Annotated in this window: 19 protein-coding genes and 1 pseudogene; 10 read left to right on the top strand and 10 right to left on the bottom strand. The window is 64.2% G+C overall.

Going from position 1 to position 23,014, the window contains the following annotated elements:
• Positions 1–70: 70 nt before the first annotated feature.
• The 5 genes from LG367_RS08220 to trxA form a co-directional block, all read right to left on the bottom strand.
• Positions 71–847, bottom strand: a complete 777-nt coding sequence (locus LG367_RS08220) for a queuosine precursor transporter (RefSeq protein ID WP_226468764.1) — start codon at positions 845–847, stop codon at positions 71–73.
• Positions 844–1,524, bottom strand: coding sequence for a DUF502 domain-containing protein (locus LG367_RS08215; protein WP_226468763.1), 681 nt, complete (start codon positions 1,522–1,524; stop codon positions 844–846). The genes LG367_RS08220 and LG367_RS08215 overlap by 4 nt, the downstream gene beginning before the upstream one ends.
• A gap of 132 nt (positions 1,525–1,656) precedes the next feature.
• Positions 1,657–3,780 (bottom strand): bifunctional serine/threonine-protein kinase/formylglycine-generating enzyme family protein, encoded by a 2,124-nt coding sequence (locus LG367_RS08210; RefSeq protein WP_226468762.1) that lies wholly within the window; start codon positions 3,778–3,780, stop codon positions 1,657–1,659.
• Positions 3,781–3,926: 146 nt separating this feature from the next.
• On the bottom strand, positions 3,927–4,385 hold the full coding sequence (locus tag LG367_RS08205; RefSeq protein ID WP_226468761.1) for a DUF4442 domain-containing protein: 459 nt from the start codon (positions 4,383–4,385) through the stop codon (positions 3,927–3,929).
• A gap of 66 nt (positions 4,386–4,451) precedes the next feature.
• Complete coding sequence (gene trxA / locus LG367_RS08200; RefSeq protein WP_226468760.1) at positions 4,452–5,333, bottom strand: thioredoxin; 882 nt, start codon at positions 5,331–5,333, stop codon at positions 4,452–4,454.
• 134 nt (positions 5,334–5,467) lie between these two features.
• Here trxA and LG367_RS08195 point away from each other — a divergent pair, with 134 nt between their 5' ends.
• Both LG367_RS08195 and LG367_RS08190 read left to right on the top strand, forming a co-directional pair.
• Positions 5,468–5,845 (top strand): hypothetical protein, encoded by a 378-nt coding sequence (locus LG367_RS08195; RefSeq protein ID WP_226468759.1) that lies wholly within the window; start codon positions 5,468–5,470, stop codon positions 5,843–5,845.
• Positions 5,846–5,920: 75 nt separating this feature from the next.
• Positions 5,921–6,526 carry a DUF998 domain-containing protein gene (locus LG367_RS08190; protein WP_226468758.1) on the top strand — a complete coding sequence of 202 codons (606 nt, stop codon included), beginning with the start codon at positions 5,921–5,923 and terminating at the stop codon, positions 6,524–6,526.
• Here the strand turns inward: LG367_RS08190 and LG367_RS08185 are convergent.
• The 4 genes from LG367_RS08185 to LG367_RS08170 all read right to left on the bottom strand — a co-directional run bounded on the left by LG367_RS08185 (position 6,505) and on the right by LG367_RS08170 (position 10,441).
• Positions 6,505–7,428: a cyclase family protein gene (locus LG367_RS08185; protein WP_226468757.1), complete on the bottom strand. Its 924-nt coding sequence runs from the start codon at positions 7,426–7,428 to the stop codon at positions 6,505–6,507. The two genes, LG367_RS08190 and LG367_RS08185, sit on opposite strands and share 22 nt — an antisense overlap.
• A gap of 100 nt (positions 7,429–7,528) precedes the next feature.
• Positions 7,529–7,780 (bottom strand): SemiSWEET transporter, encoded by a 252-nt coding sequence (locus LG367_RS08180; protein WP_226468756.1) that lies wholly within the window; start codon positions 7,778–7,780, stop codon positions 7,529–7,531.
• Positions 7,777–9,129: a metal-dependent hydrolase family protein gene (locus tag LG367_RS08175; RefSeq protein ID WP_226468755.1), complete on the bottom strand. Its 1,353-nt coding sequence runs from the start codon at positions 9,127–9,129 to the stop codon at positions 7,777–7,779. The genes LG367_RS08180 and LG367_RS08175 overlap by 4 nt, the downstream gene beginning before the upstream one ends.
• 133 nt (positions 9,130–9,262) lie before the next feature.
• On the bottom strand, positions 9,263–10,441 hold the full coding sequence (locus LG367_RS08170; RefSeq protein WP_226468754.1) for a M23 family metallopeptidase: 1,179 nt from the start codon (positions 10,439–10,441) through the stop codon (positions 9,263–9,265).
• 280 nt (positions 10,442–10,721) lie between these two features.
• On the opposite strand from LG367_RS08170, the gene leuS reads away from it, so the two are divergent.
• The 6 genes from leuS (at position 10,722) to rlmH (ending at position 16,853) form a co-directional block, all read left to right on the top strand.
• Complete coding sequence (leuS, locus tag LG367_RS08165) at positions 10,722–13,448, top strand: leucine--tRNA ligase (RefSeq protein WP_226468753.1); 2,727 nt, start codon at positions 10,722–10,724, stop codon at positions 13,446–13,448.
• 76 nt (positions 13,449–13,524) lie between these two features.
• The gene (locus LG367_RS08160; RefSeq protein WP_226468752.1) at positions 13,525–14,112 is read left to right on the top strand and encodes an LPS-assembly lipoprotein LptE; all 588 of its coding nucleotides are present in this window, start codon (positions 13,525–13,527) and stop codon (positions 14,110–14,112) included.
• A gap of 37 nt (positions 14,113–14,149) precedes the next feature.
• Positions 14,150–15,178 carry a DNA polymerase III subunit delta gene (gene holA, locus LG367_RS08155; RefSeq protein WP_226468751.1) on the top strand — a complete coding sequence of 343 codons (1,029 nt, stop codon included), beginning with the start codon at positions 14,150–14,152 and terminating at the stop codon, positions 15,176–15,178.
• A complete protein-coding gene (nadD, locus tag LG367_RS08150) occupies positions 15,175–15,855 on the top strand; it encodes a nicotinate-nucleotide adenylyltransferase (RefSeq protein ID WP_226468750.1) in 681 nt (226 codons plus the stop codon). Before holA ends, nadD begins: the two co-directional genes overlap by 4 nt.
• Positions 15,856–15,884: 29 nt before the next feature.
• Positions 15,885–16,307, top strand: coding sequence for a ribosome silencing factor (gene rsfS / locus LG367_RS08145; RefSeq protein WP_226468749.1), 423 nt, complete (start codon positions 15,885–15,887; stop codon positions 16,305–16,307).
• 75 nt (positions 16,308–16,382) lie between these two features.
• A complete protein-coding gene (rlmH, locus tag LG367_RS08140) occupies positions 16,383–16,853 on the top strand; it encodes a 23S rRNA (pseudouridine(1915)-N(3))-methyltransferase RlmH (protein WP_226468748.1) in 471 nt (156 codons plus the stop codon).
• A gap of 130 nt (positions 16,854–16,983) precedes the next feature.
• On the opposite strand, the gene LG367_RS08135 is transcribed toward rlmH, so the two are convergent.
• Positions 16,984–17,655 (bottom strand): energy transducer TonB, encoded by a 672-nt coding sequence (locus tag LG367_RS08135; RefSeq protein WP_226468747.1) that lies wholly within the window; start codon positions 17,653–17,655, stop codon positions 16,984–16,986.
• Between the two features lie 493 nt (positions 17,656–18,148).
• On the opposite strand from LG367_RS08135, the gene LG367_RS08130 reads away from it, so the two are divergent.
• Together LG367_RS08130 and LG367_RS08125 are read left to right on the top strand one after the other, a co-directional pair.
• Positions 18,149–20,938, top strand: a complete 2,790-nt coding sequence (locus tag LG367_RS08130) for a TonB-dependent receptor (protein WP_226468746.1) — start codon at positions 18,149–18,151, stop codon at positions 20,936–20,938.
• A 100-nt stretch (positions 20,939–21,038) separates the two neighbouring features.
• Positions 21,039–23,014, top strand: a pseudogene (locus LG367_RS08125) (hypothetical protein); the annotation flags it as partial.

Below are 23,014 nucleotides of genomic sequence, written 5' to 3'. Positions count from 1 at the left end.
TTTGAGGACTATCCGCATGCGGGCCGCGGCTCGCATGGGCCGAAGGTCACCACGCAGAATCCGCGTTGAATCAAGCGGCCGCCGCATGCTCGCGCAATTCCGCCGCGCGTGCATGACCGAGATAACGATGGATGCCGGCGCGAGCCAGATACAACAACGGAATCAGCGCGATCGCAGCCAGCATCTTGTAGACATAATTCAAGCTGGCGACGGCGGCGAACAGCGACATCGGCCAATGCTGCGGGCCGAGCACGAATGCGATGTAGAGCACGACGAAGCTGTCGACCAGCTGCGACACCGCGGTGGAGCCGGTCGCGCGCAGCCAGGCATGGCGGTCGCCGGTGTGTCGACGAATGCGGTGATAGACGGCGACGTCGATCAATTGCCCGATGATGAAGGCGATCAGCGAACCCCAGATCGTCCACAGGCCTTGTCCGAACACCGCCGAGAACGCGGCCTGGTAATCGGGCACGCCCTGATCCTTCGCCACGCCCACCCACCAGGATGCCGGCGCAAGATGGATGGCGATGAAGGCGAAGGCGAAGCCGTACACGATCAGGGCCGCCGCCAGCCAGCTGATGAAGCGCACGCCGCGACGGCCGAAGTATTCGTTGATCGTGTCGGTCATGATGAACACGATCGGCCACAGCAGTGTGCCCGCGGTGAAGTTGAGCGAGCCGGTCTGTCCGAACAGGTTCCATTCCAGCGGCTTGATGCCGAGCGTGTCCTCGAGCGCGAAGATTTTCACGCCGATGAATTCCGCCAGTACTGCGTTGACGCAGAAGAAAGCAGCGAGCGCGACGAAGAGGCGAGTGGCGCGGTCTTCGAACAGGTGCGCTATTTTCATCGGGTGGTCGTCTGCGATGCTGGCGGATCGAATGGAATCGTCTCCGGCGCCACCGCGCCGCCGGAGATGATGAAGCTCATCGCCTGATCCACGGTCCAGTCGGTGGGCGTGATCTTTTCCACCGGCACGATCTCGAGATAGCCGGAGGTCGGGTTCGGCGTGGTCGGCACGTACACGGCGGCCAGTTCACGGCCGGTGCCGGCTTCGCGGATCACGCGGGTGACGAAGCCGACCGACTTCATCTGGCTGTGCGGGAAGTCGATCAGCACGACGCGCTGGGTGCCGTCCGGCTTGGTCTGGAGGATGTCGAGCAACTTGCGTGCGCTGCCATAGATCATGTTGGCCAGCGGCACGCGCGCGACCAGCGCTTCGAACCAGCCGAGCAGGCGTTGCCCGACCACGCGTCGCGCCATCCAGCCGACGAGGAGGATCACGAACAGGGTGGCGATCATCGCGATTGTGGTCTGCACCCAGTCGTCGCCGAACCAGCTGAGCAGGCGCGGATCGGCCGCGGCGATGCGCTGCGACAGCGGCTGCACCCAGGGCTTGCTGAGATCGCTGAGCAATACGAAGACGAATTTGATCACCACCCAGGTCAGCCAGATCGGCAGCAGGGTGAGCAGACCGGTGAGGAACAGCCGCTGCAGGCGGCGGCTGGTGGAGGTGTTGGTGCTCATGGCGGTGATTCTACGGTGTCCGCCATGAGTAGAGAAAAGCGCGGTTGCCTGTTTCGTCATTCCCGCCTTCGCGGGAATGATGGGCAAAAGCAGGCAATGGCCGTCCCACGCGATCTGGCGTTCGAACAATGCTCAGCGCTTGGCGAGCACTTCCGGCAAATCGCTGATCAGGCGGATGCCGACATCGTCATAGCCACGGTCCGAGGGGAGAGGGCGGGTACCCTTGGCGCCGCGCCAACTGCTGCCGTTGCTGATGCGCTTGTCGCAACCGCCGCTGCAATCGTTGTTCCATTCGGCGACGGTGCGTGCCTGTTCCGGATCGGCGGGCAGGAGCTTGGCTTCGTCCGCGTTCGGCAGTCGATAGCGGCGGCCGTCCTGCGCGCTGCGCCACTGCGCGTAGGCTTCGGCATCGGCCCACGAGACGCAGACGACAGGCTGGCTGCCGACCTGGGCGAAGCCCGGCGATTTCCAGTTGCGCGGCGCGAAGATGCGCAGCAGCGAGCCACGCTCGCGGCATAGCGCCATGCTGCGATGCGTGGCGGTGGCGAAGCGCGCGTATTCGTCGCGGGTGACCGGCGCGGCCGACGCGGCGAAAGCGAGACCGTTGCTGCGCACCAGCACCATGTTGCCGGCCTGCTTCAGGCGATCGCCCGGCGCGGGAATCTTTTCTGCGCGCGCTGCGAGCTTGCGCAGGTTGGCGGCTTCGATCACGCCGATCGTTTTCGCGCCGGCGATGGCTTTCTTGCCGGCCTCGCGATCGAAATCCGCAGTGGCGAGCGTGACGCGCGCGTCGTAGGCCTTCTCGACCTCGGTGCGCAGGCGTGCGATCGCCGGATGCCCCGGCTGCTGCATGCGCTGGGCGAGCTGCGTGGCGGCGGCGATCTGCTGCTTGGCGCGTGTGTCCTCGCCCTTGCCGATGGCGCGCACGGCTTCGCGGCTGAAAGCATCGACGAGACGGCCGATGGCCGGCACCAGTGCGTCGTAGCCGGGATCGCGCTGGCGCGCCGCGAGCAGGCTGTCGAAAGCGTTGGCGTTTTTCGGGGTGAGCAGGCGGCCGGCACGGATCTGCGCGTCGGCGGCGGTGACCCAGCGTTCGGCTTCCGAGGTCGGCGCGGCGCGCAGCATCGCCTTGGTGGGGTCTTCCTCGGTCGCGACGGCGGGCGCGGCTTGTTCGATCGGTTTCTGGGCCGCGGCGGAAGCATCGGCCGACGGCATCACGATGGTGATGGCGGGCGGCGCGGGCGGTGTCGCCGCGACGGCGTTGTCTTTTTCGCTTTGTCCGTGCAGGAACAGGCCGAGCGCGGCGGCGACCACGACCAGCACGCCGAACCAGCCGAGCAGGGGCATCGCGCCGAGCACGCCGGCGCCGCGACGCAGCGCGGGCACGGCGAGGATTTCGCGCGTCACCTGCCGATGCGGGACCTGGTCGAGGCTTTCCTGCATGTGCCGCGCATCGCGATAACGCTTGAGCGGCCCCTTCGCCAGCGCGCGATCGAAGAAGCGCTGCCAATGCCGCAGCCGGAAGGGCAGGCGCGGAATCGGATCCTTGACGTGCATCACCGCCATCGACACCGCATCGGCGGCGTTGTAGGGCAGTTCGCCGGCCAGCATTTCCCAGGCCAGCACGCCGACGGCGTAGAGATCGGTACGGTGGTCCACTTCGTCGCCGCGCGCCTGCTCCGGCGCCATGTAGGCGGTGCTGCCGACGGCGAAGCCGGTGGTGGTGACGCGCGCGCCGTAGCCGCGACGCAATGCGATGCCGAAGTCGGCGAGCATCGGACGATCGGCGTCGTCGAAGAGCACGTTCTCGGCCTTGACGTCGCGATGGATGGTGCCGCGCGCATGCGCGTAGCCGAGCGCCGACAGCAGCGCATGCAGGATGTCGCGCACGCGCTGCGGGTCCATGCCGGCTTCGCCCGCCGCGGTGATGCGTTCGCCGAGATGGCCGCGCGAGAGATGCGGCATCGCGTAGTAGGGCAGGCCGTCGCTGGTGCGCCCGACTTCGTAGATGCCGACGATATGCGGATGTTCCAGGCGCGCGATGGTGCGCGCTTCGTTCTCGAAGCGGCGCCGGCTGACTTCATCGGCGAGGGCCTCGGGCCGCATCACCTTGATCGCGACCTGGCGGTCGAGCGAAAGCTGGTCGGCGAGATAGACGGTCGACATGCCGCCGCTGCCGATCACGCGCAGCAGGCGATAACCGGCGATCTCCGGCAGCGCCGGATCACGAGGCTTGTCCTGTGGCGCCTTGTACATGCGTCCCCCTGTTAACCTGCGGAGAATACGCGCTCCCGGCGTTAACAGAATGAATATGTACAGCTTGTCGCGCGATGTGCAGCGCGACGCACGTCGCGGTTCGGATATCCCGGGAGATCATTGGGATATCGCGAGGATGTCGCGACTCAGCCCTGCGGGGTCTCGCGCTTGCGGCGGACGTAGATCTGCTTGCGCACCAGAGCCACCGTCTCGCCGCCGGCATCGGTGACCGGCGTCTCGAACCAGTGCAAGGTTTTCTCGCCGCCAGCGGTCGCGGCGCGAATCGCATCCAGCGTGGCATCGTCCAGAGCGAAGCGCGCGGTGACGGTGCCGCGCCCCGGTTTGATGAAGTCGATCGTGGCGGCCTTGTCCCAGACGATGTAGCCGCGCCCCAGCGCCTGCATCGTCATGATCATCCAGAACGGATCGGTCATCGCGAACAGGCTGCCGCCGAAGTGGGTGCCGACGTAGTTGCGGTTGTACCAGTGCTGGCGCAGCTCCACGCGCACGGAACGCCAGCCGGCACTGATCTCGCGGACGCGGATGCCGCTGAAGAGGAACGGCGGCCACACGTTCATGATGTGGCGGAACTTGGACGGAGACATGCGGCAACGGCCTCGGACGGAAACGAGGCGGAGCCTACCATACGCAAAGGTATGGTTTATGCCGGGTCAGAACAGCAGCGACGACATCTTGCGGCGGTAGCGGCCCACCAGATCCTCGTCCTCGACCACGCGGAAGGCGTCGATCAGCACCTTGCGCGGCAGCCCGTCCTCGAAATTCCGGTTGCGGCGAAGCATTTCCAGCAGTTGTTCAAGCCCGCCTTCGGCATCGCCGGCGACGATGCGGCGCACGCCGAGCAGATGGCGGGCGCGCAGGTCGTCGCCGTTGGTGGCGATGGCCGCTTCCAGCGTCTGCTCCGGCGGTGCGTCCTTCAGCAGGGCCGCGAAGCCGAGCCTGGCGCGGGCGCGGATCGTGCGGTCGTCGGTGGACAGGTTGGCGGGGAGGGCGTCGAGCAACTGCTCGGCCTCGTGCGCGCTGCCGGTCTGCAGCAGGGCGAGGGCGAGATCGAGCTTGAGTTCGGCCTTGTCCGGCTCGGCCTCGACCGCCTTGCGCAGGCGCATCACCTCGGCATGCGGATCGACCGGCGGCGCGGCCGCGGGTTCGACGTCCTCGACCGGCTGGGCCGGCTCGATGCCGTGATGCTTGAGGAACTGGCGGACCTGACCTTCCGGCAGCGCGCCCTGGAATCCGTCGACGATCTGGCCGCCCACGACCAGGAACACGGTCGGGATCGAGCGGATCTGGAAGGCGGAGGCGATCTGCGGTTCCTGCTCGGTGTCGACCTTGGCCAGTTCGAAGGCGCCGTGGAATTCGGCGGCCAGCTTCTCGAGGATCGGCCCGAGCGTCTTGCACGGCCCGCACCACTCGGCCCAGAAATCCACGAGCACCGGCGTCTGCAGTGATTTCTGCAGGACCTCGGCTTCGAAGGTGGCGGTGGTAGCGTCGAAGACGTGGGCGGCGGCGTCGGGAGCGGCGGTTTGGGAGAACATGCGGAGTCCGGGCGGGGAGGCTATCGGCAGTAGATTGTGCCTGGGGTGACCATTTCCAACCGAATGTTCCAACCGAATGGCCGGATCGGATGTCACCATAAGAGATCAAGGTTTGCAGTGATCAAAGGGGCGGCGTGGAAAATCCTTATCAGAGTCCGAATTCGGTCGTTTCGGTGCGGGAGCAACGCAATCCCGCGCTCGATGATGTGGTCTCGGGGCAGAAACTGGTGATCTACGCCATCCTTCTGTACTTCGTCGCGGCGGCGTCGCGCGCGATCCTCGGCCCGCTCGCGTTGCTGCCCATCCTGATCTGCCTCGGCATGTCGTGGGTGGGGATCTACAAGATCGGCCGCGGCCTGGGATACCCGGTGTGGGGCAGGATCCTCCTGCTTCTGATGATGCTGGTGCCGCTCGTGGGATTGCTGGCGCTGGTCGTGCTCAATTCCCGCGCCACGGCGAGGCTGGAGAAGGCCGGCTATTCGGTCGGCTTGATGGGTGCGCGCGATTACTAGATCGCGGATCGGACGATTGATGCATCGCAGCTGGAAAACCGGATTGGCCGAAATCGTATTGCGCCGGGGAATCGCATGAATCGCGCTGTGCGCGTGGCGGCCTGGGTCGCCGCATTGCTGTTCGCCGGCTGCGTGATCGTGTTCGGAAGCGTGTTGGAAGGCTATTCGCAGACGCTGCATCCGGTCGCGTTGCTGGGAGCGCAGGGCATCGCACGCGCGCCGGTCTTCAATTTCGCAGGATTCGTATTGCCAGGACTGTTGCTGGCATTCGTGGGCTGGCGTCTGCGCGAAGCGCAGTCGGCGAACGCGCCATGGTCGCTGCGCATCGGCGCCTGGCTGGTAGTGCTGTCGGCGCTCGCCTTCGCCATGCAGGGCGTGCTGCGTCTCGATCCGCAAGATCTGGAAGCCGTGGTCAGCCGGTTGCACGCCTCGGTCTGGACGCTGTGGTGGGTGGCCTTCGCCGCGGGCACGATCCTGATCGCCATCGGTCGATGGCGCGGCAGCGACAGTCCGCTACCCGCCTGGTCGGTCGTGCTGGCCGCGACGACACTGGTGATGCTGGCGCTGCTCGGACCGCTGGTGATGCCGGCGGCGATCGCGCAGCGCGCGGCGTTCGCGGTCTGGTTCCTGTGGTGGCTCGCGCTCGCGCGGGCGGCGCGTCAGGCAGGGAGCGTGGCGTAGGCGCGCACGGGAAAGGTGCCCATCCCGTGCACCTTCACCGGCACCGCGCTGAAGCGAAAACCATCGATCGGCAGCTGATCGAGCCGGCACAGATGTTCCACGATCGGAATGACCGCGCGCAGCAGCGTGCTGTGCACGGGGCGCTCGCCGTCTTCGATGTCGTCGATGTTCAACGAATCGATGCCGACCAGCTTCGCGCCGGCATCGCGCAGATGGGTGGCGGCTTCTGCCGTCAGATAGGGATGGCCTTCGAAATACTGGTCCGTGCGCCAGTGTCGCGACCATCCCGTCTCCACCAGCACGGCCTTGCCGTGGATGTCGCTGGCGAGGAAGGCCTCGCGGCCGATCGCGCGGCTGCCGGTACCGGTGACGCGCACGACCACGGCATCGAGTTCCGCCAGCGTGTCGAGTTCGAGTCCGGCGAGATCGGTGCCGTCGGCATAGCGATGGAAAGGGCTGTCGAGATAAGTGCCGGTGTTGGCGACCATCGTCACCTGGCCGATGTGGAACTCGGTGCCCGATGCGTAATGCGCGCGCGACTGCTCACGGCTCAAGTAGTCGCAGATGATCGGCGCCGGCACCCCCTTGTAGGTGATCATGCCGTGCTCGATGCTGTGGCTGAGGTCGATGAAGCGCGCGCCCGAGTTTGCGGCCGCGTCGACGGAAATCTCGCCACGCTTGTGACGCTCGCGGATGATCCGCTTGTTGAGGATGCGGATGGTGCCGACCATCAGCAGGCGCAGATCACGGACGATGTAATCGCCCAGTTCGTGATCGGAGATGTCGTCGCCGTCGATGTCGAGGCGGAAGTCCTGACCCTGGATGCCGCCGCCATTGGAGAAGTCGATTTCGAAATCGAAAACGACGCGCTTCTCAACAGCAAGATTCTCTTTGTTGTCCACGGCGCGTTCCACTGGCGAAAGCAGGCATGCTACGGCGCCCCGTCGCGACGGAGTAGTGAATGGTTCGAAACCCTGCGTTGAACGAAATGCGCGGCTGCGTTCACCCGTAGCGAAGCTTCAGCGCCAGGATCGTCGCCGCCAGCAAAAAGGTGATCGCGTTCGAGATGATCATCGGCCACGACTGCAGCAGCAGGCCATAGCCGAACCAGCAAACGATCCCGATCGTGAAGATCACGTACATCCCGAGCGAGATGCCGCGAGTGTCGCGCGTGCGGATGGTCTTCAGCGCCTGTGGCACGAAGGCCACGGTGGTCAGCGTGGCCGCGACGGCGCCGAGCCAGTGCGCGTTCACTGCACAATGCTGCCCGATGCGGAAGCGTTCTGCGCCGGGCGCTTGTAGATCGCGCCGTCCTTCATCACGAAATCCACCTTCAGCACGTTGCCGATCTCGGCGACCGGGTCGCCGGGCAGGGCGATGATGTCGGCGCGCTTGCCGGCCTCGATCACGCCCTGGTCGCTGACGCCAAGCACTTCGGCGGCGCGGATCGTCGCCGCCTGCAGCGCATAGGCGGCCGGCATGCCGGCTTCGACCATGTAGAGAAATTCGCGCGCGTTGTCGCCATGCGGACCGACGCCCATGTCGGTGCCGAAGGCGATCTTCACACCGGACTTGTAGGCCTTGGCGGCGGTGCCCTGGATCTGCGCGCCGATACGTGCCGCCTTCGCGCGCACGACCTCGGGGTAGTAGCCATCGACCTTGGCCTTGTCGGCGACGAAGCGGCCGGCGTAGATCGTCGGCACGTACCAGGTGCCTTTCTGCTTCATCAGCGAGATGACCTCGTCGGTCATGTAGGTGCCGTGCTCGATGCTGGTCACGCCGCCCAGCACCGCGCGCTTCATGCCTTCGGTGCCGTGCGCGTGCGCGGCGACCTTGTAGCCGTAGTCCTTGGCCGTGTCGACGATGGCCTTCACCTCGTCCACGGTGAACTGCGGCGCGTCGCCGGATTTCGCGTACGACAGCACGCCGCCGGTGGCGGTGATCTTGATGACGTCACTGCCGTCCTTGTAGCGCTGGCGCACGGCCTGGCGGGCGTCGTCGATCGAGTTGATCACGCCCTCGGTGGGGCCGGGCGGGCCGAGCAGGTGCGACAGTTCGGAGTTGTAGCCGTTGGTGGGATCGGCATGGCCGCCGGTGGTGGCGATCGACTTGCCGGCGGCAAAGATGCGTGGACCGCGCACGAGGCCCTGGTTGATCGCGTCGCGCAGGTGCGGCGCCACTTCGCCGCCGAGGTCGCGCACGCTGGTGAAGCCGGCGAGCAGGGTCTTCTCGGCGTAGCCGACGCTGCGGAAGGCGAAATCGACCTCGTCGAGACGAAAGCCTTCGGAATAGCTTTGCGGGCTGGATTGCGAGCCCAGGTGCACGTGCAGGTCGGTCCAGCCCGGCAGGCAGGTGCGGCCAGCCAGATCGACGGATTCGGCATCGGGAATCTCGGCGCGCCCGGGCACCACGTCGGCCACTTTTCCCTCGCGCACCACCACGGTATGCGCGCCCAGGACGCGGCCGCCGCGGCTGTCGAACAGATGCTCGCAATGCAGTGCTACCGCCTTGGTGGCGACAGCCGTTGGAGCATCGGCGGCGAACAGGGGCGCGGATGAAGCCAGGGCGATGGCGGATGCGAGCGCGGGAGCGATTCTATGCACGGAGATTTCCCTGGGTAAGAAATTCGCAAGGATCATAGCGGTATGCGGGAGGCCGGTTGCGCATCGCGGCGAGGGGCTGTGCCGACAGAGCGCTTGCAGCCGTGGCTACGGAGCGAATCACGAGAGCACATGGCTACGGCTTCGATGCTGCTTCGAATTTCAAGACGACATTGGCAGCGGGGCGTTCTCCGCTGCGATGGGCTTCCGCCGGCACGGGATAGGGCTGCCAGCGTTTCTTGCCGAGATCGCCGATCGCCTCGTAACGGCCGAGGATCTCGAAACCGTCGAAGACGTATGGCACGCCTTCGGCACCAAGCGGCGAGTCGGCATCGGCGACATGGAAATGCAGGTGCGGACCGGTCGAATCGCCGGTGAAACCCAGCGAAGCGATGACGTCGCCGCGCCGCACACGCTGTCCAGGGCGAACGCGCAGGCTGCCGGGTTTCAGATGCTCGTAAAAAGCGTAACGGCCGTTGCCGATATCGAGGGCGACATAGTTGCCGCTGGCATCGGTAATCGAATGCTTGGGATGCGCGGAAATCGTGGCGCTTTCGACGACATCGTCGCGAGTGGAGGCGATCACGCCGTCGGCGACGGCCAGCACGTCTTCGCCGTAACCGTACCAGTCGGTCACCTGGTCGCTGCCGCCGTTCCTGGAGCGCTCCTCGCGCCCCTGATCGTCCAGCTTGACCCAGTCGATGGCATAGCGGCCCGGAAGAAATGCGCGGCCGTCGACCGCATAGAACACGCGGCGATGTCCGCGCGGCCACGCGGGATCATGGATCGCCGCCCAAGGCCCGCCCCGCAGCGGCGGGCTGAGCGACGGAGGTGGTGTCTCGAGCACGGCGATGCGGGCGCCCTCGACGACGGCGTCGACCTCGGTCGCTTCGCCCGTGCTGGCGCTGGCGTACTCGATGCGATGCCGCAATTCGCGCGGCATCGCGCGGTCGCGGACCGGCACCTCGATGTAGAGCACCGCGCGCATGCCTGGCGCGATCTCGCGTTTGTCTTTCTGGCCCGTCGTCAGGCCTGGTCTTCCGAGCCTGTGGTCGAGTTCCTGCCCGCGCAGGTCGATCAGAGTTGCGCCGGCCGCGTCGAGCACCTGGACATGCTTGAGCGTCAAGGCATCGTCCGCGAAATTGGTGAGGTGCAATTCGTAAACGAGCTGCGGAACGCCGGCGATTTTCAGCGGCGTCGGCGCCAGGGGCACCTGCATGTCGAACGAGGTGCGCATCGGCACGGCGGCGATGGCGCCCGGGAGCCAGGCCGCGACGAGGCACAACAACGCCGTCAACGATGCTGCGCTGCGCATGGATCGATGCGGCCTCATCCCCAATTCTCCAGAAGCGTGCAAAGCGAGCGTGCGAATTTGCCTGGTCTTTCATCGAATCTCATGTGCTGTCCGTCATCGGCAACCTGTCGGGTGTCCATCGTCATCCGGCCTGCCGGCCCGATGCCGGGATGCGCTTCGCCAGACCTCTCGTGCGCCTGGCATTGGAGCTGTCGGCGCTCCGGCGATGGCGGTGAATGCTGCGCTGCGGTAGGCTTTCCGGCCCTGATCCTTTCCGCCTGGCCGCGCGCCAGCCGTCCCCGTGTCCGCCGAAACCGCCGCCTACGACCCCAAAGCCGTCGAAACCGCCGCCCAGCAGTACTGGGCCGACACCCGTGCCTACGAGGTGCGCGAGGATGCTTCGAAGCCGAAGTATTTCTGCCTTTCGATGCTGCCGTATCCGTCCGGCGCGCTCCATGTAGGCCATGTGCGCAACTACACCATCGGCGATGTGATCAGCCGCTACCAGCGCATGATCGGCAAGAACGTGCTGCAGCCGATGGCATGGGACGCCTTCGGCCTGCCGGCCGAGAACGCGGCGATCAAGAACAACACCGCGCCGGCCAAGTGGACCTACGCCAACATCGACCACATGCGCGCGCAGCTGAAATCGATGGGTTATGCCATCGACTGGTCGCGCGAGTTCGCCACCTGCCGGCCCGAGTACTACGTGCACGAGCAGCGCATGTTCGTGCGGCTGATGAAAAAGGGATTGGCCTATCGCAAGAACTCGGTGGTGAACTGGGACCCGGTCGACCAGACCGTGCTGGCCAACGAACAGGTGATCGACGGCCGCGGCTGGCGCACCGGTGCTTTGGTCGAGAAGCGCGAGATTCCGCAGTGGTTCCTGAAGATCACCGACTACGCGCAGGAGCTGCTGGATGGCCTCGACGCGCTGCCCGGTTGGCCGGATTCGGTCAAGACCATGCAGCGCAACTGGATCGGCCGCAGCGAAGGCCTGGAGATCCAGTTCCGCATCGAGGGCGAGGACGCGCCGCTCACCGTGTTCACCACGCGCCCCGACACATTGATGGGCGTGACCTTCATTTCGATCGCCGCCGAGCATCCGCTGGCACATAAGGCCGCGCAGGCCAATTCCGAGCTGGCGGATTTCATCGAGGATCTGCGCAAGGGCGGCGTCTCCGAAGCCGAACTGGAAACGCAGGTGAAGCGTGGCATGGACACCGGCCTGCGCGCGATCCACCCGATCAGCGGCGAGGAAGTGCCGGTGTGGGTGGCCAACTTCGTGCTGATGGGCTACGGCACCGGCGCGGTGATGGCGGTGCCTGGGCACGATCAGCGCGACTGGGAATTCGCCAAGGCCTACGGCCTGCCGATCCGCATGGTGGTGGTGCCGCTGGAGGTGCGCGATGCGTTGAGCGAGATCGCCTCCGATGTCGAGCGCGCCCAGGACCCGATGCGCGCCGCGCTGGGTGGAAGCGGTGCGGTCGACGTCTACGACACCGGCGCCGCGGTGCAGGTGGTGGAAGCCTTCGAGCGCGGCATCCAGGACGACGCGGCCTATACCGAGCGCGGCTGGCTGGTGAATTCCGACGAATACAACGGCATGGATTACCGCGAGAGCTTCGACGCGCTGGCGGCGAAGTTCGAACACGACGGCCGCGGTGCGCGCCGCGTCAACTACCGTCTGCGCGACTGGGGCGTGAGCCGCCAGCGCTACTGGGGTTGCCCGATTCCGGTGATCCTGTGCCCGAAGTGCGGCGACGTGCCGGTGCCGGAAGATCAGCTGCCGGTGCTGCTGCCGGAAGACGTCGCGTTTTCCGGCGTGCAGTCGCCGATCAAGGCCGATCCCGCATGGCGCAAGACCACCTGCCCGCAATGCGGCGGCGCGGCCGAGCGCGAGACCGACACCTTCGACACCTTCATGGAGTCGAGCTGGTACTACGCCCGCTACACCTCGCCGGGCGCGAGCGACATGATCGACGAGCGCGCGCGCTACTGGCTGCCGGTGGACCAGTACATCGGCGGCATCGAGCACGCGATCCTGCATCTGATGTACTTCCGCTTCTATCACAAGCTGCTGCGCGACGCCGGCATGGTCGACAGCGACGAGCCGGCGACGAATCTGCTGACGCAGGGCATGGTGGTGGCGGAAACGTTCTATCGCGAAACGGAAAACGGCAACAAGGAATGGTTCAACCCCGCGGATGTTGAAATCCTGCGCGACGAACGCGCCAAGATCACCGGCGCGGTGCTGAAGAGCGACGGCGGGCCGGTCGCGATCGGCGGCATCGAGAAGATGTCCAAGTCCAAGAACAACGGCGTCGATCCGGTGGTGCTGGTCGAGCAATACGGCGCCGATACCGTGCGCCTGTTCTCGATGTTCGCCTCGCCGCCGACCATGTCGCTGGAGTGGAGCGATGCCGGCGTCGAAGGCATGGCCCGCTTCCTGCGTCGCTTCTGGCGCGAGGTGACCACGCATGTCGCGCAGCCGGATCATCCGCAAGTCGATGTTTCGGCACTGACGCCGGCGCAGAAGACGCTGCGCCGCCAGCTGCACGAAACCATCCAGAAAGTGGGCGACGATTACGGCCGCCGCCACAGTTTCAACACCGCGATCGCGGCGCTGATGGAATTGCTCAACGCGGTGTCGAAGTTCGATGACATGAGCGACCAGGGCCGCGCGCTGCGCCACGAGACGCTGCAGACGATGGTGCTGCTGCTCAACCCGGTGACGCCGCACGTCAGCCACGCCCTGTGGCAGGCGCTCGGCCATGCCGAGACGGTGCTCGAGGACGTGCCGTTCCCGCAGGCCGATCCCGCCGCGCTCGTGCGCGACAGCGTGACGCTGGCGGTGCAGGTCAACGGCAAGCTGCGCGGCACGATCGAGGCCGCCGCCGATGCGCCGCGCGAACAGATCGAAGCCGCTGCGTTGGCCGAGCCGAATGTGGCGAAGTTCGTCGAGGGCCAGCAGATACGCAAGCTGATCATCGTGCCCGGCAAGATCGTCAACATCGTTGTTGCCTGAACGCGAAATGGCGGCAGGGCGCGATCCCCAACCCCTCGCGCTTGCCGCCCATAGCCGTCTCGTCCAGACTGCGCGCATGAGAAAAGCCCTTCCGAGCAGGCCCCGCCTTCTTCGAACCGCTGCGATCGCCGCCCTCGCGCTGGTCCTGACCGCGTGCGGATTCCATCTGCGCAGCGCGTTGACGCTGCCGCCGGATGTCGGCCAGATCCTCGTGGCGTCGCGCAATCCCTACAGCCCGCTGGCGCAGTCGGTGGTGCAGGCGCTGGAACGCGCCGGGGTCGAGGCGTCGACCGAAGGCGCTCCCACCGGCAAGGCGGTGTTGAGCGTCGTGTCGGAGAAGTGGGGCTCGTTGCCGATCAGCGTCGACCAGTACGGCCGCGCGCAGGAATTCACGCTGCGCTACGCGGTGGTGTTCTCCTTCACCAAGGCCGACGGCTCCGTGTTCGTGCCGAAGCAGGTGGTGGAGCTGGCGCGCGATTATGTGTCGTCGCCGACCAGCCCCACCGGCGCCGAGAGCGAGGTCGACCTGCTCACCAAGGAAATGCGCAAGGACATGACGGCGGCGATCCTGCGCCGCATCGACGCCGCCGCACGCTCGCCGAAGCCGGAAACGCCGACCGAGCCCACGGACGTCACGCTGCCCGATCTCAACGCGCCGCCCTGATCAATGCGATGAGCGGAATGTCGGTCGCGATGCTGGCATGGAACTGAGTCCGGAACGCCTCTCCGCGCAGTTGCGCGCCGAACCGTTGCGTCCGGCCTATCTGATCGCCGGGCCGGAACCGCTGCGCGTGATCGAGGCCGCCGACGCCGTTCGCGCGCGGGCGCGCGAGCAGGGCTACGCCGAGCGCGAAGTGTTCGACGCCGACAGCCGCGATTTCGACTGGGACGCGCTCGCGGCGAGCTTCCGCGCCCCGAGCCTGTTCTCCGCGCAACGCCTGATCGAATTGCGCCTGCCGACCGCCAAGCCCGGCAAGGACGGCGCCGAGGTCATCGCCGACTATTGCGCCGAGCCGCCCGGTGACACCGCGCTGCTCATCACCGGCGGCGAGTGGAGCCGTCAGCACGGCGGCAAGTGGAGCGAGGCCATCGCCCGCATCGGCCATCTCGTCGTCGCCTGGGCGGTGAAACCGCACGAGATGACCGACTGGGTCGAAAGCCGCCTGCGCAGCCGCGGCGTGCATGCCGACCGCGACGCCGTGCAGCGACTGGTCCAGCGCGTGGAGGGCAATCTGCTGGCGGCCGCGCAGGAGATCGACAAGCTCGCGCTGCTCGCCGATGGCCAGCCGCTGGATGCCGCGCGTATGGAATCGCTGGTGGCCGATGCCGCCCGTTTCGACGTGTTCCGCCTGATCGACGCCACGCTCAACGGTCAGCCCGCGCAAGTCTCGCGCATGCTTGCCGGCCTGCGCGCCGAGGGCGAGGCGGTGCCGGCGCTGATGGGCATGGTGGTGCGGGAGCTGCAGCTCACGGCCGCGCTCGCACGCGTGCAGGCACGTGGCGGCAATCTCGCCGGCGAGTTCAAGGCGCAACGCGTATGGGACTCCAAGCAGGCCACCTATCGCCGCGCGCTGCAACGCCATGCCGCGCCGCGCTGGGAGCGTTTCGTGGCCGAAGCCGGCCGTGTCGACCGCATCAGCAAGGGCCGCGCGGCCGGAGACGCCTGGCAGGTGCTCGAACGCCTGCTGCTGGCGGTGAGCGAAGCCAAGGCCGCATCCCTCGTCCCGTGAAGCTGCGCGTCTACTACGGCGGCACCTTCGACCCCGTCCACAACGGCCATCTGGCGATCGCGCGCGCCGCGCATGCCGCGCTCGACCGCACGATCCGGCTGATGCCGGCCGCGGACCCGCCGCACCGTCCGCCGCCGGGCGCCGATGCGCGGCAGCGCGCGGCGATGCTGGATCTGGCCGTCGCCGGCGAGGCCGGCCTGTGCGTCGATCGCCTCGAACTCAGGCGTGCCTTTGAGAGCGGAGAGGGCCGCAGCTACAGCATCGACACCCTGCATGCCCTGCGCGCCGAATACGGCCCCGAAGCGCCCCTGGCGCTACTGGTCGGTGCCGACAGCTTCCTCGGGCTGCCGACCTGGAAGGATTGGCGCGACCTGTTCACCTTCGCCCATTTCGTGGTGGCCGAGCGCCCCGGCAACCCGCTAGACGACGGCCTGCCGCCTGAACTGGCCGCCATCGCGTCCGGACGCTGGGTCAGTGCCCCTTCCGACCTCGAAACCGCGCCCGCCGGCCGTATCTTCCGCCTGCGCCAGCCGCTGCACGACGAATCCGCGACCGAAATCCGCGATCTGATCGCCTCGGGCGCGCCCTGGCGGGATGGCGTGCCCGCCGCCGTCGCCGACTACATCGAACGGCACCATCTGTACGGTCACGAGTCCCGGCGATCGTCTTCGCTATAATTCAGGCGCAACCCCACGAGTCAGTGCCCTTGACCAGTCCCGCCCAAGTCATCAAGACCCGTCTTCCCAATCCGCCGCCGCCGGCCGAAGCCTTGCTCAAGGCCGTCCATGCTGCCGTCGACAACCTCAAGGCCCAGGATGTCGTCGAGATCGATGTTCGCGGCAAGACCAGCGTCTGCGATTTCATGATCGTCGCTTCCGGCACTTCGTCACGCCACGTCAAATCGGTGGCCGACGAGGTGATCAAGCACGCCAAGCAGCTCGATTGCCAACCGCTCGGCGTGGAAGGCGAGCGTGAGGCCGAATGGGTGCTGGTCGATCTTGGCGACGTCGTCGTTCACATCATGCTGCCGCGCGTGCGTGAGTTCTACGCGCTGGAGCGGCTGTGGACGGTCGGCGACCAGCCGCCGGAAGACGCCGATTCGGGAACCGCGGCCGAACGATCGCTCTGAGCCTTTCTTTCGTCCGTCGATGACGGATGGAAGCGGGGGCGGAGCGGCTCATGTCGCTGACGCTACCATCCGCGCATGAAAGCCCGCCTCATCGCCGTCGGCGAAAACGCACCGCCCTGGGTCGCGGAAGGCTTCGCCGAATATCGCAAACGCCTCTCGCACTGGCTGCCGCTCGACCTGGTCGAGATCGCGCCGGGACTTCGCGGCAAGAATCGCGACGTCGCACGCGCCACCCAGGACGAGGGCGCGCGCGTGCTGGCCGCATTGCCGAAGCAAGCGCATGTCGTCGTGCTCGATGGGCGAGGGACGCCTTACACCTCCGAACAGCTGGCCCAGCGTCTCGAACATTGGCGCGGGCAGGGGCGCGATCTCGCCTTTCTGATCGGCGGGCCCGAAGGGCATGCCGCCGAAGTGCTAACACGCGCGGACGAGCGGTGGTCGCTGGGACCCTTGACGTTGCCGCACATGCTGGTGCGGCTGGTGTTGGCCGAGCAGCTGTATCGCGCTGCGGCGTTGCTGACGAATCATCCTTATCACCGCGCGTGAAACATCGGCGATACGGGGCGCCTGATCCACGTTCCGCAGCGGAACGGAGCAGGCTGCGTTTCTGAAACAGGTGTCTATGGAAAAGAAAGCCCGCCTTGATGGCGGGCTTTCGTATTGATTGTCTATCCAATCATTGGAGCTTGAAGTCGATCGGGATGTTGCCGATTGCCTTTACGGGTTGTCCGTCGCGAGTTGCCGGCCGGAAGGCCCACTTCAACACAGTACGCCGTGCCAGTTCGTCGAGCTGCCGTGTGCCGCTGCTCTTCAGAATCTTGACTTCCAGCGGTTTGCCATCGACATCAACCAACACTTGCAACAATACCGTTCCCTCCGCGCGCGCCATCATGAGTTCGCGGGTGTATTTCGGTGGCGGCGCATGCAGATATTCCAAATGCGCGCCAGCTATAGGCTCGGTTGAAGCGATCGTTGTGGGTGGCGTGGTGACGGCAGGCGTAGTGACGACGGGATCGGCAGGTATCGTGCCCATCGGATCGATGATTTGCTCCGATAACGGCGGATCGACAGCGGGAGGCGTCACGACGGGTATCCGTGCCGTGGGCTGAGTGGTGGGGGTAACGGGAACCGTTGTCGGTGGTGGGGTCGGGGGCGGAGTTACCTTCTCCGGCGGCATGTACCAGATAAACGGCTTGTCCGGCTGAGGCAGCAGGCGTGCTGCTGGCACTAGCAACAACATCAGAATCGCTATGTTGAGCGCGATCGCACCTGTCGTGGCAACGATGCGAGAGGTTTCGACCTTGTCCCACGGGATATGAAAAGAAGAACGAGCGTGTTGCAGCACCATGACCCACCTCCATTGGTTGCAAAGCACAGTCGATAACGCACGTAGTCCACATCCGGGGTTAGGTCCTGCATCCGGACGCCACGGCGAATCAAAATTGCGCTTAGTCGATGCTGCGGTGCAAGAGGGGGCAAGAAGGGGTCCTCTTGCGCTACCGAGCGGAAGCGGAGGCGAACGGCGCTGGTCCCGGATCGGCGAGCCCGTTCCGAAGAGCATGCGATCTTCGTAAGAGGTTCAAATCATTGGATTTCTTGTCGGCCGGAGGCGGGGGTGCGCCGCGCTCGGATGCCTTCCGGAAAGCCTGACGGCTTCCTGACTGGAACCAAAATCACAAATTCCCTGAACGGGATGTCAAGATTTTCTCGTGGGGTTTAAATATTGTTAAAACCCATCTAGTATCGACCTCTGGGTGGTCGGGCTAGGGGCTTTGGCCCGGCAATCTTAGGGATCGCCCAAGCGGGGAGCAAAATTTGTTATTTCATTTTTGGAGAGAGAGATGAACTTCAGACGTAACTGCCTGCGCGATGCCATCGCGCTGGCGATGACGACGGGCGTCGTTGCCTTCGCCGGCAGCGCGGCAGCCCAGGAAGAGCCCAAGACCCTCGATCGCATCGAGGTCACCGGCTCCAACATCCCGCGTACCGACACCGAAACCGCTTCGCCGGTGCAGGTGATCACGCGCGAAGAGATCGATCGCACGGGCAAGACCACGATCGCCGAATATTTGCAGACGCTGACGGTGGACGGTCAGGGATCGATTCCCAAGACCTTCGGCAACGGCTTCGCAGGCGGCGGCGCCGGTATCTCGCTGCGCGGTCTGGGCGCAGGCTCCACGCTGGTTCTGTTGAACGGTCGCCGCATCGCGCCGTTCGGTCTGGCGGATGACGGCCAGAAGGTCTTCACCGACCTCAGCACGATTCCTCTGGATGCGGTCGAACGCGTCGACGTCCTGAAGGACGGCGCTTCGGCGATCTACGGTTCCGACGCGATCGCGGGCGTGGTGAACATCATCCTCCGCAAGGATTTCAACGGCGTGACCGTGCGCGGTTCGTACGGCATCTCCGGCGATGGCGACGGCGATACCCGCAAGGGCTCCGTCACCGCTGGCTGGGGTGATCTGTCGACCGACGGCTACAACTTCTTCTTCACCGCGGAAGCCAGCAAGTCCGACGGCATCAAGATGAGCGATCGCAAGGATCGCAAGTGGATCGGTAGCGGTGACCTGCGTCGCTGGGGCTATGCCATCAACCACGCTTCCGGCCTGGCTGGTTTCATGAACAACGGCGTGGCCACCAACTCTCCGGTCGGCGCGATCCGTGATCCGAACACGCTGGAATACACCTACCTCGAAGGCTGCGAGCAGTTCACCAACGTCGCACCTCCGGGCGATCCGAATGGCGGCTGCCTTTGGGACGTTTCCAAGTTCCGCGATCTGGCGCCCAGCGAGAAGTTCATGAACTTCTTCGCGCGCGGCACCTTCGCGATCAACGACAACGCGGAGCTCTACACCGAGTTCGGTTATTCGAAGAAGGAAACCACGTTCCACAACACCCCGTCGGCCGTGTCCGGTACGTGGGGTTATCCGGGTGGCGCGGTCGTGACCGGCAGCGGTCCGACTCAGATGACGATCAATGCCGCGCATCCCGACAACGTGCTTGGCCTGACGGGCCGCATACGTTATTCGGCATGGGACGTCGGTCCGCGCACCAACAACACCGACAATGAGTTCATGCGCTTCCTCGCCGGCGTCAAGGGTACGGCGGGCGCGTGGGATTACGACGTCGGATACCTGCACTCCCAGAGCGACATCGTCAACAAGCGCGATGGCTTCCTGGTGAACAGCCGCGTTCGCACGGTGCTGAATGATCCCAACAGCCCGGTCGGCTGGTGGCGCATCGGTGCCGATGCAGGCCAGAACTCGCAGGCACTCTACGACTACATCTCGCCGACGATCGAAGCCAACGGCCAGACGAAGCTCGACACCGTCGACTTCAAGGCTTCGCGCGCTCTGATGGATCTGAAGGGCGGCGCGCTCGGCCTGGCGTTTGGCGCCGAATATCGCCGTCAGACCGTCAAGCTGGTGCCGACCACCTTCACCGACATCGGTGACATCATCGGTCTCGGTTACTCGGCTTATGACGGCAAGGAAGAAGTCGCCAGCGCCTACGCGGAATTGAATGCACCGGTGCTGGAGTCCCTGGAACTGTCCGGCGCGCTGCGCTTCGACAGCTACAAGGATGGTGACAATTCCTTCACGCCGAAGTTCGGCATCAAGTGGAAGCCGGCTGAGTGGGTCGCGCTGCGCGCCACCTACGCCGAAGGCTTCCGCGCTCCGAACCCGGCGGAAAAGACCGGCCAGCTGGCCGCGTTCACGACGGCGAGCGATCCGATCCGTTGCCCGGGCGGCAACCCGTATCCGGGTGCCAATCCGGTTCCGACCTGCGGTTCCGGAACTGTCGGCCTGATCACGACGGGTAACACCGATCTGAAGCCCGAAGAGTCCAAGAGCTATACGGTGGGTCTGGTGTTCGATCCGACGTCCAGCACGTCGATCACGCTCGATGCTTGGCAGATCGATCGCGACAACGAGATCAACACGGAATCCGTCGGCAACTCGATCGCCAATGGCCGTGCGCTCCGTAGCGATGACAACCTGATCGTCAATGGTGCGGAGATCCCGAACACCGGTACCTTGCTGGCCGTGCTGTCTCAGTACATCAACTCCACCTCCACCCGCGTGCGTGGTGTTGACCTCGACGTGCGCCAGCGCTTCGAGCTGGGCAGTGCCGGCAAGCTGACGCTTGACCTGCAGTGGAGCCACGTCACCAAGTTCGAGCGTGAAGACGGTGATGACAAGGTCGAGTACGCCGGCACTCACGGCAACTGCGACGTCACGAACTGCATCGGTACTCCGAAGGATCGCATCAACTTTGGCGCCACCTGGGACTACAACGATAACTTCACCCTCAGCAGCGTCGTCAACTATCGCAGCGGCATGAAGAACGTCGCGTTCGAGAACGACGAAAACGGTTGCGCCGCCATCTACACGGATGACGGTCCCGATGCGCCGCATGGTTGCCGTGTCGACTCGTTCTATACCATCGATCTGTCGGGTCGCTGGAGCCCGGCCGAGTCGTGGGAAGTCTTCGGTTCGATTCAGAACGTGACCGACCGGATCGCGCCTCTGGATCCGACGACCTACGGTGCCATCAACTACAACCCGATGGACTTCGATGGTGCGATTGGTCGTTACTACACGCTGGGCGTGAAGTACACCTTCAAGTAAGACCAACTAGTAAAGTTGTTGTACTGAGGCGGGCCCGAAAGGGCCCGCTTTTTTGTGTCCACGTATTCATAAATCCATTCTTGAGTTTTGAGATGGCCCAATGATTAAATCAACCCGGAAATTCAGAGGTGCCGTTTTTTTGATTGGCCGTCATGGAGGCGGAATGAAAAATTTTGTTTGGGGATTGGTTGCATTGGCAGCCGTGGCGCCTGATGTCATGGCGCAGGCTGTTTATCCGTATCAAGAATATGAAAAAAGTGTGACAGCCGCCCGACAAGTTTCACCATTGGGAGATGCCCCGTTTGGAGAGAAAATCTCTATGTTCTCGGGTTCTGCGGAGTTCGTGATTAACGACATAAGTCTCCCAGGGAACAATGCCCTTCCCGTTGCGTTGGGGCGACGCTTCTCAATTTCTGATCGGAACGCCAACTGGCAAGACAATACTGACAACAATGACTGGTTTCTTGGTGGCTTCGAGGATTGGGATGTTGAAGTCCCTTACCTTGAAGGCACTTTTTCGACAGATGGATGGGTTGTAGACGCCCCCGATCGTGGTAAACGCTGTAGTGAATTAAAGCTGCCTGCAGAGTTTGTAGATAATTTTTATATCTTCGATTTCTGGCGTGGGACAACTTTGCATATTCCAGGGCGTGGCGATGAAAAAATCGTTGTTGCGGACCCCGGGGTGCCGACGGTGTCTGGAGCAAGCTATCCGTGGGCAACAGTGAGTGGCATGCGCCTCGGCTGTTTGGCGCAAACGAAGAATTACTCCGGAGAAGGCTTTGTTGCTCTGGCTCCAGACGGTACGAAATATTACTTCGATTGGGGGGTTGAGCGTGGCGCTGCTCAAATACAAAAGTATCTTTCTGGTCCAGGGACTATCGCTAGAGCGTACCGAAAGCGTGTTTTTCTTTTAGCTACCAGGGTCGAAGATAGAGTCGGGAATTGGGTAAGCTATAGTTATTCTGGTGGAATGTTGTCGGGAATTTCATCCAGTGATGGGAGGGATATTTCCATCACTTATTCTGGTGGGCGCGTTGCAACGGCTTCTGCTAATGGTCGAGTCTGGTCTTATGGTTATGGCGATGGTGCTTATGGACTGATTAGCGTAACTCTGCCAACAGGAGAGCAATGGACCTATCAAAAATCTGGGAGTTTGAGGGCTTCGAGGGAAGTCGATCCGCCTGATGGTGAAATAGCTGATCCATGCATGTCCTGGGAAACCATTTACCCGCCGCCATTCCAATACTCGATTAGGCATCCGGCTGGCATAAATGGAAGATTCACCTTTAATAAGGTAAGGGCGTGGCGAGTTCCTGCGGTAAATAATAGTTGCAGCAATCCCGCATTTTTCGATAGGTGGGCGATATCCGAGAAGGTCATTTCCGGGCTGGGTGTCGAATCACAAACGACGACTTTTTCTTTCGATCAAACCATATCGGGTAGCTCGGAAAAATGGAGCATATTAGCCGCCCCTGATGGTACCAAGCACCAATATCGATATGGGAAGAGGTTCGCTTCGGAGGCGGCTGAGACGCCGGTAGACGAGGGGTTGTTATTGCAGGAACGTATTCTTGCTGCGAGCGGGGCTGTTGTTATGGATAAATTGATCGAGTATCAGAATGTCCCTGGTCAGAGCTTGCCCTTCATAAGAAATATTAGAGCACCGACCTTAGACGACAGCCTTATCCGGCCGGTAAAGAAGACCACTATCACGCAGGACGGCGTGACGTTTACTAATACGGTGGGCGCAAATGCGTTCGACACTTTTGCCCGCCCCTTGAGCGTGACCAAGTCGAGTTCGTTGGGCTACAGCCGCAGCGAGACAACGGCGTACTCAGATCATTTGTCGAAGTGGGTGCTAGGCCAGATCAAGTCCGTGACCTGCACAGCCTCGGTCCCGGCCAGCTCCGCTTGCGACGGCGATGTCATGTCGCAGACCGACTACGACGCCAATACCGCGCTGCCGCTGAAGACCTATGCCTTCGGCAAGCTCAAGCAAACCCTCACCTACAACACCGACGGCACGGTCGCCACGGTGAAGGACGGCAACAACAACGTCACCACGCTCTCGAG

It is taken from the genome of Luteimonas panaciterrae, from assembly GCF_020511115.1.
Lineage (GTDB): Bacteria > Pseudomonadota > Gammaproteobacteria > Xanthomonadales > Xanthomonadaceae > Luteimonas > Luteimonas panaciterrae.
Note: the sequence above shows the minus strand (reverse complement) of the source record. Positions and strands in the feature narration are given on the sequence as shown.

What these genes read in the sequence shown, in the direction of transcription:
- LG367_RS08220 (WP_226468764.1), bottom strand. Translation starts at nt 847, where the DNA reads ATGAAAATAGCGCACCTGTTCGAAGACCGCGCCACTCGCCTCTTCGTC.
- LG367_RS08215 (WP_226468763.1), bottom strand. Translation starts at nt 1,524, where the DNA reads ATGAGCACCAACACCTCCACCAGCCGCCGCCTGCAGCGGCTGTTCCTC.
- LG367_RS08210 (WP_226468762.1), bottom strand. Translation starts at nt 3,780, where the DNA reads ATGTACAAGGCGCCACAGGACAAGCCTCGTGATCCGGCGCTGCCGGAG.
- LG367_RS08205 (WP_226468761.1), bottom strand. Translation starts at nt 4,385, where the DNA reads ATGTCTCCGTCCAAGTTCCGCCACATCATGAACGTGTGGCCGCCGTTC.
- trxA (WP_226468760.1), bottom strand. Translation starts at nt 5,333, where the DNA reads ATGTTCTCCCAAACCGCCGCTCCCGACGCCGCCGCCCACGTCTTCGAC.
- LG367_RS08190 (WP_226468758.1), top strand. Translation starts at nt 5,921, where the DNA reads ATGAATCGCGCTGTGCGCGTGGCGGCCTGGGTCGCCGCATTGCTGTTC.
- LG367_RS08170 (WP_226468754.1), bottom strand. Translation starts at nt 10,441, where the DNA reads ATGCGCAGCGCAGCATCGTTGACGGCGTTGTTGTGCCTCGTCGCGGCC.
- LG367_RS08160 (WP_226468752.1), top strand. Translation starts at nt 13,525, where the DNA reads ATGAGAAAAGCCCTTCCGAGCAGGCCCCGCCTTCTTCGAACCGCTGCG.
- holA (WP_226468751.1), top strand. Translation starts at nt 14,150, where the DNA reads ATGGAACTGAGTCCGGAACGCCTCTCCGCGCAGTTGCGCGCCGAACCG.
- rlmH (WP_226468748.1), top strand. Translation starts at nt 16,383, where the DNA reads ATGAAAGCCCGCCTCATCGCCGTCGGCGAAAACGCACCGCCCTGGGTC.
- LG367_RS08135 (WP_226468747.1), bottom strand. Translation starts at nt 17,655, where the DNA reads ATGGTGCTGCAACACGCTCGTTCTTCTTTTCATATCCCGTGGGACAAG.
- LG367_RS08130 (WP_226468746.1), top strand. Translation starts at nt 18,149, where the DNA reads ATGAACTTCAGACGTAACTGCCTGCGCGATGCCATCGCGCTGGCGATG.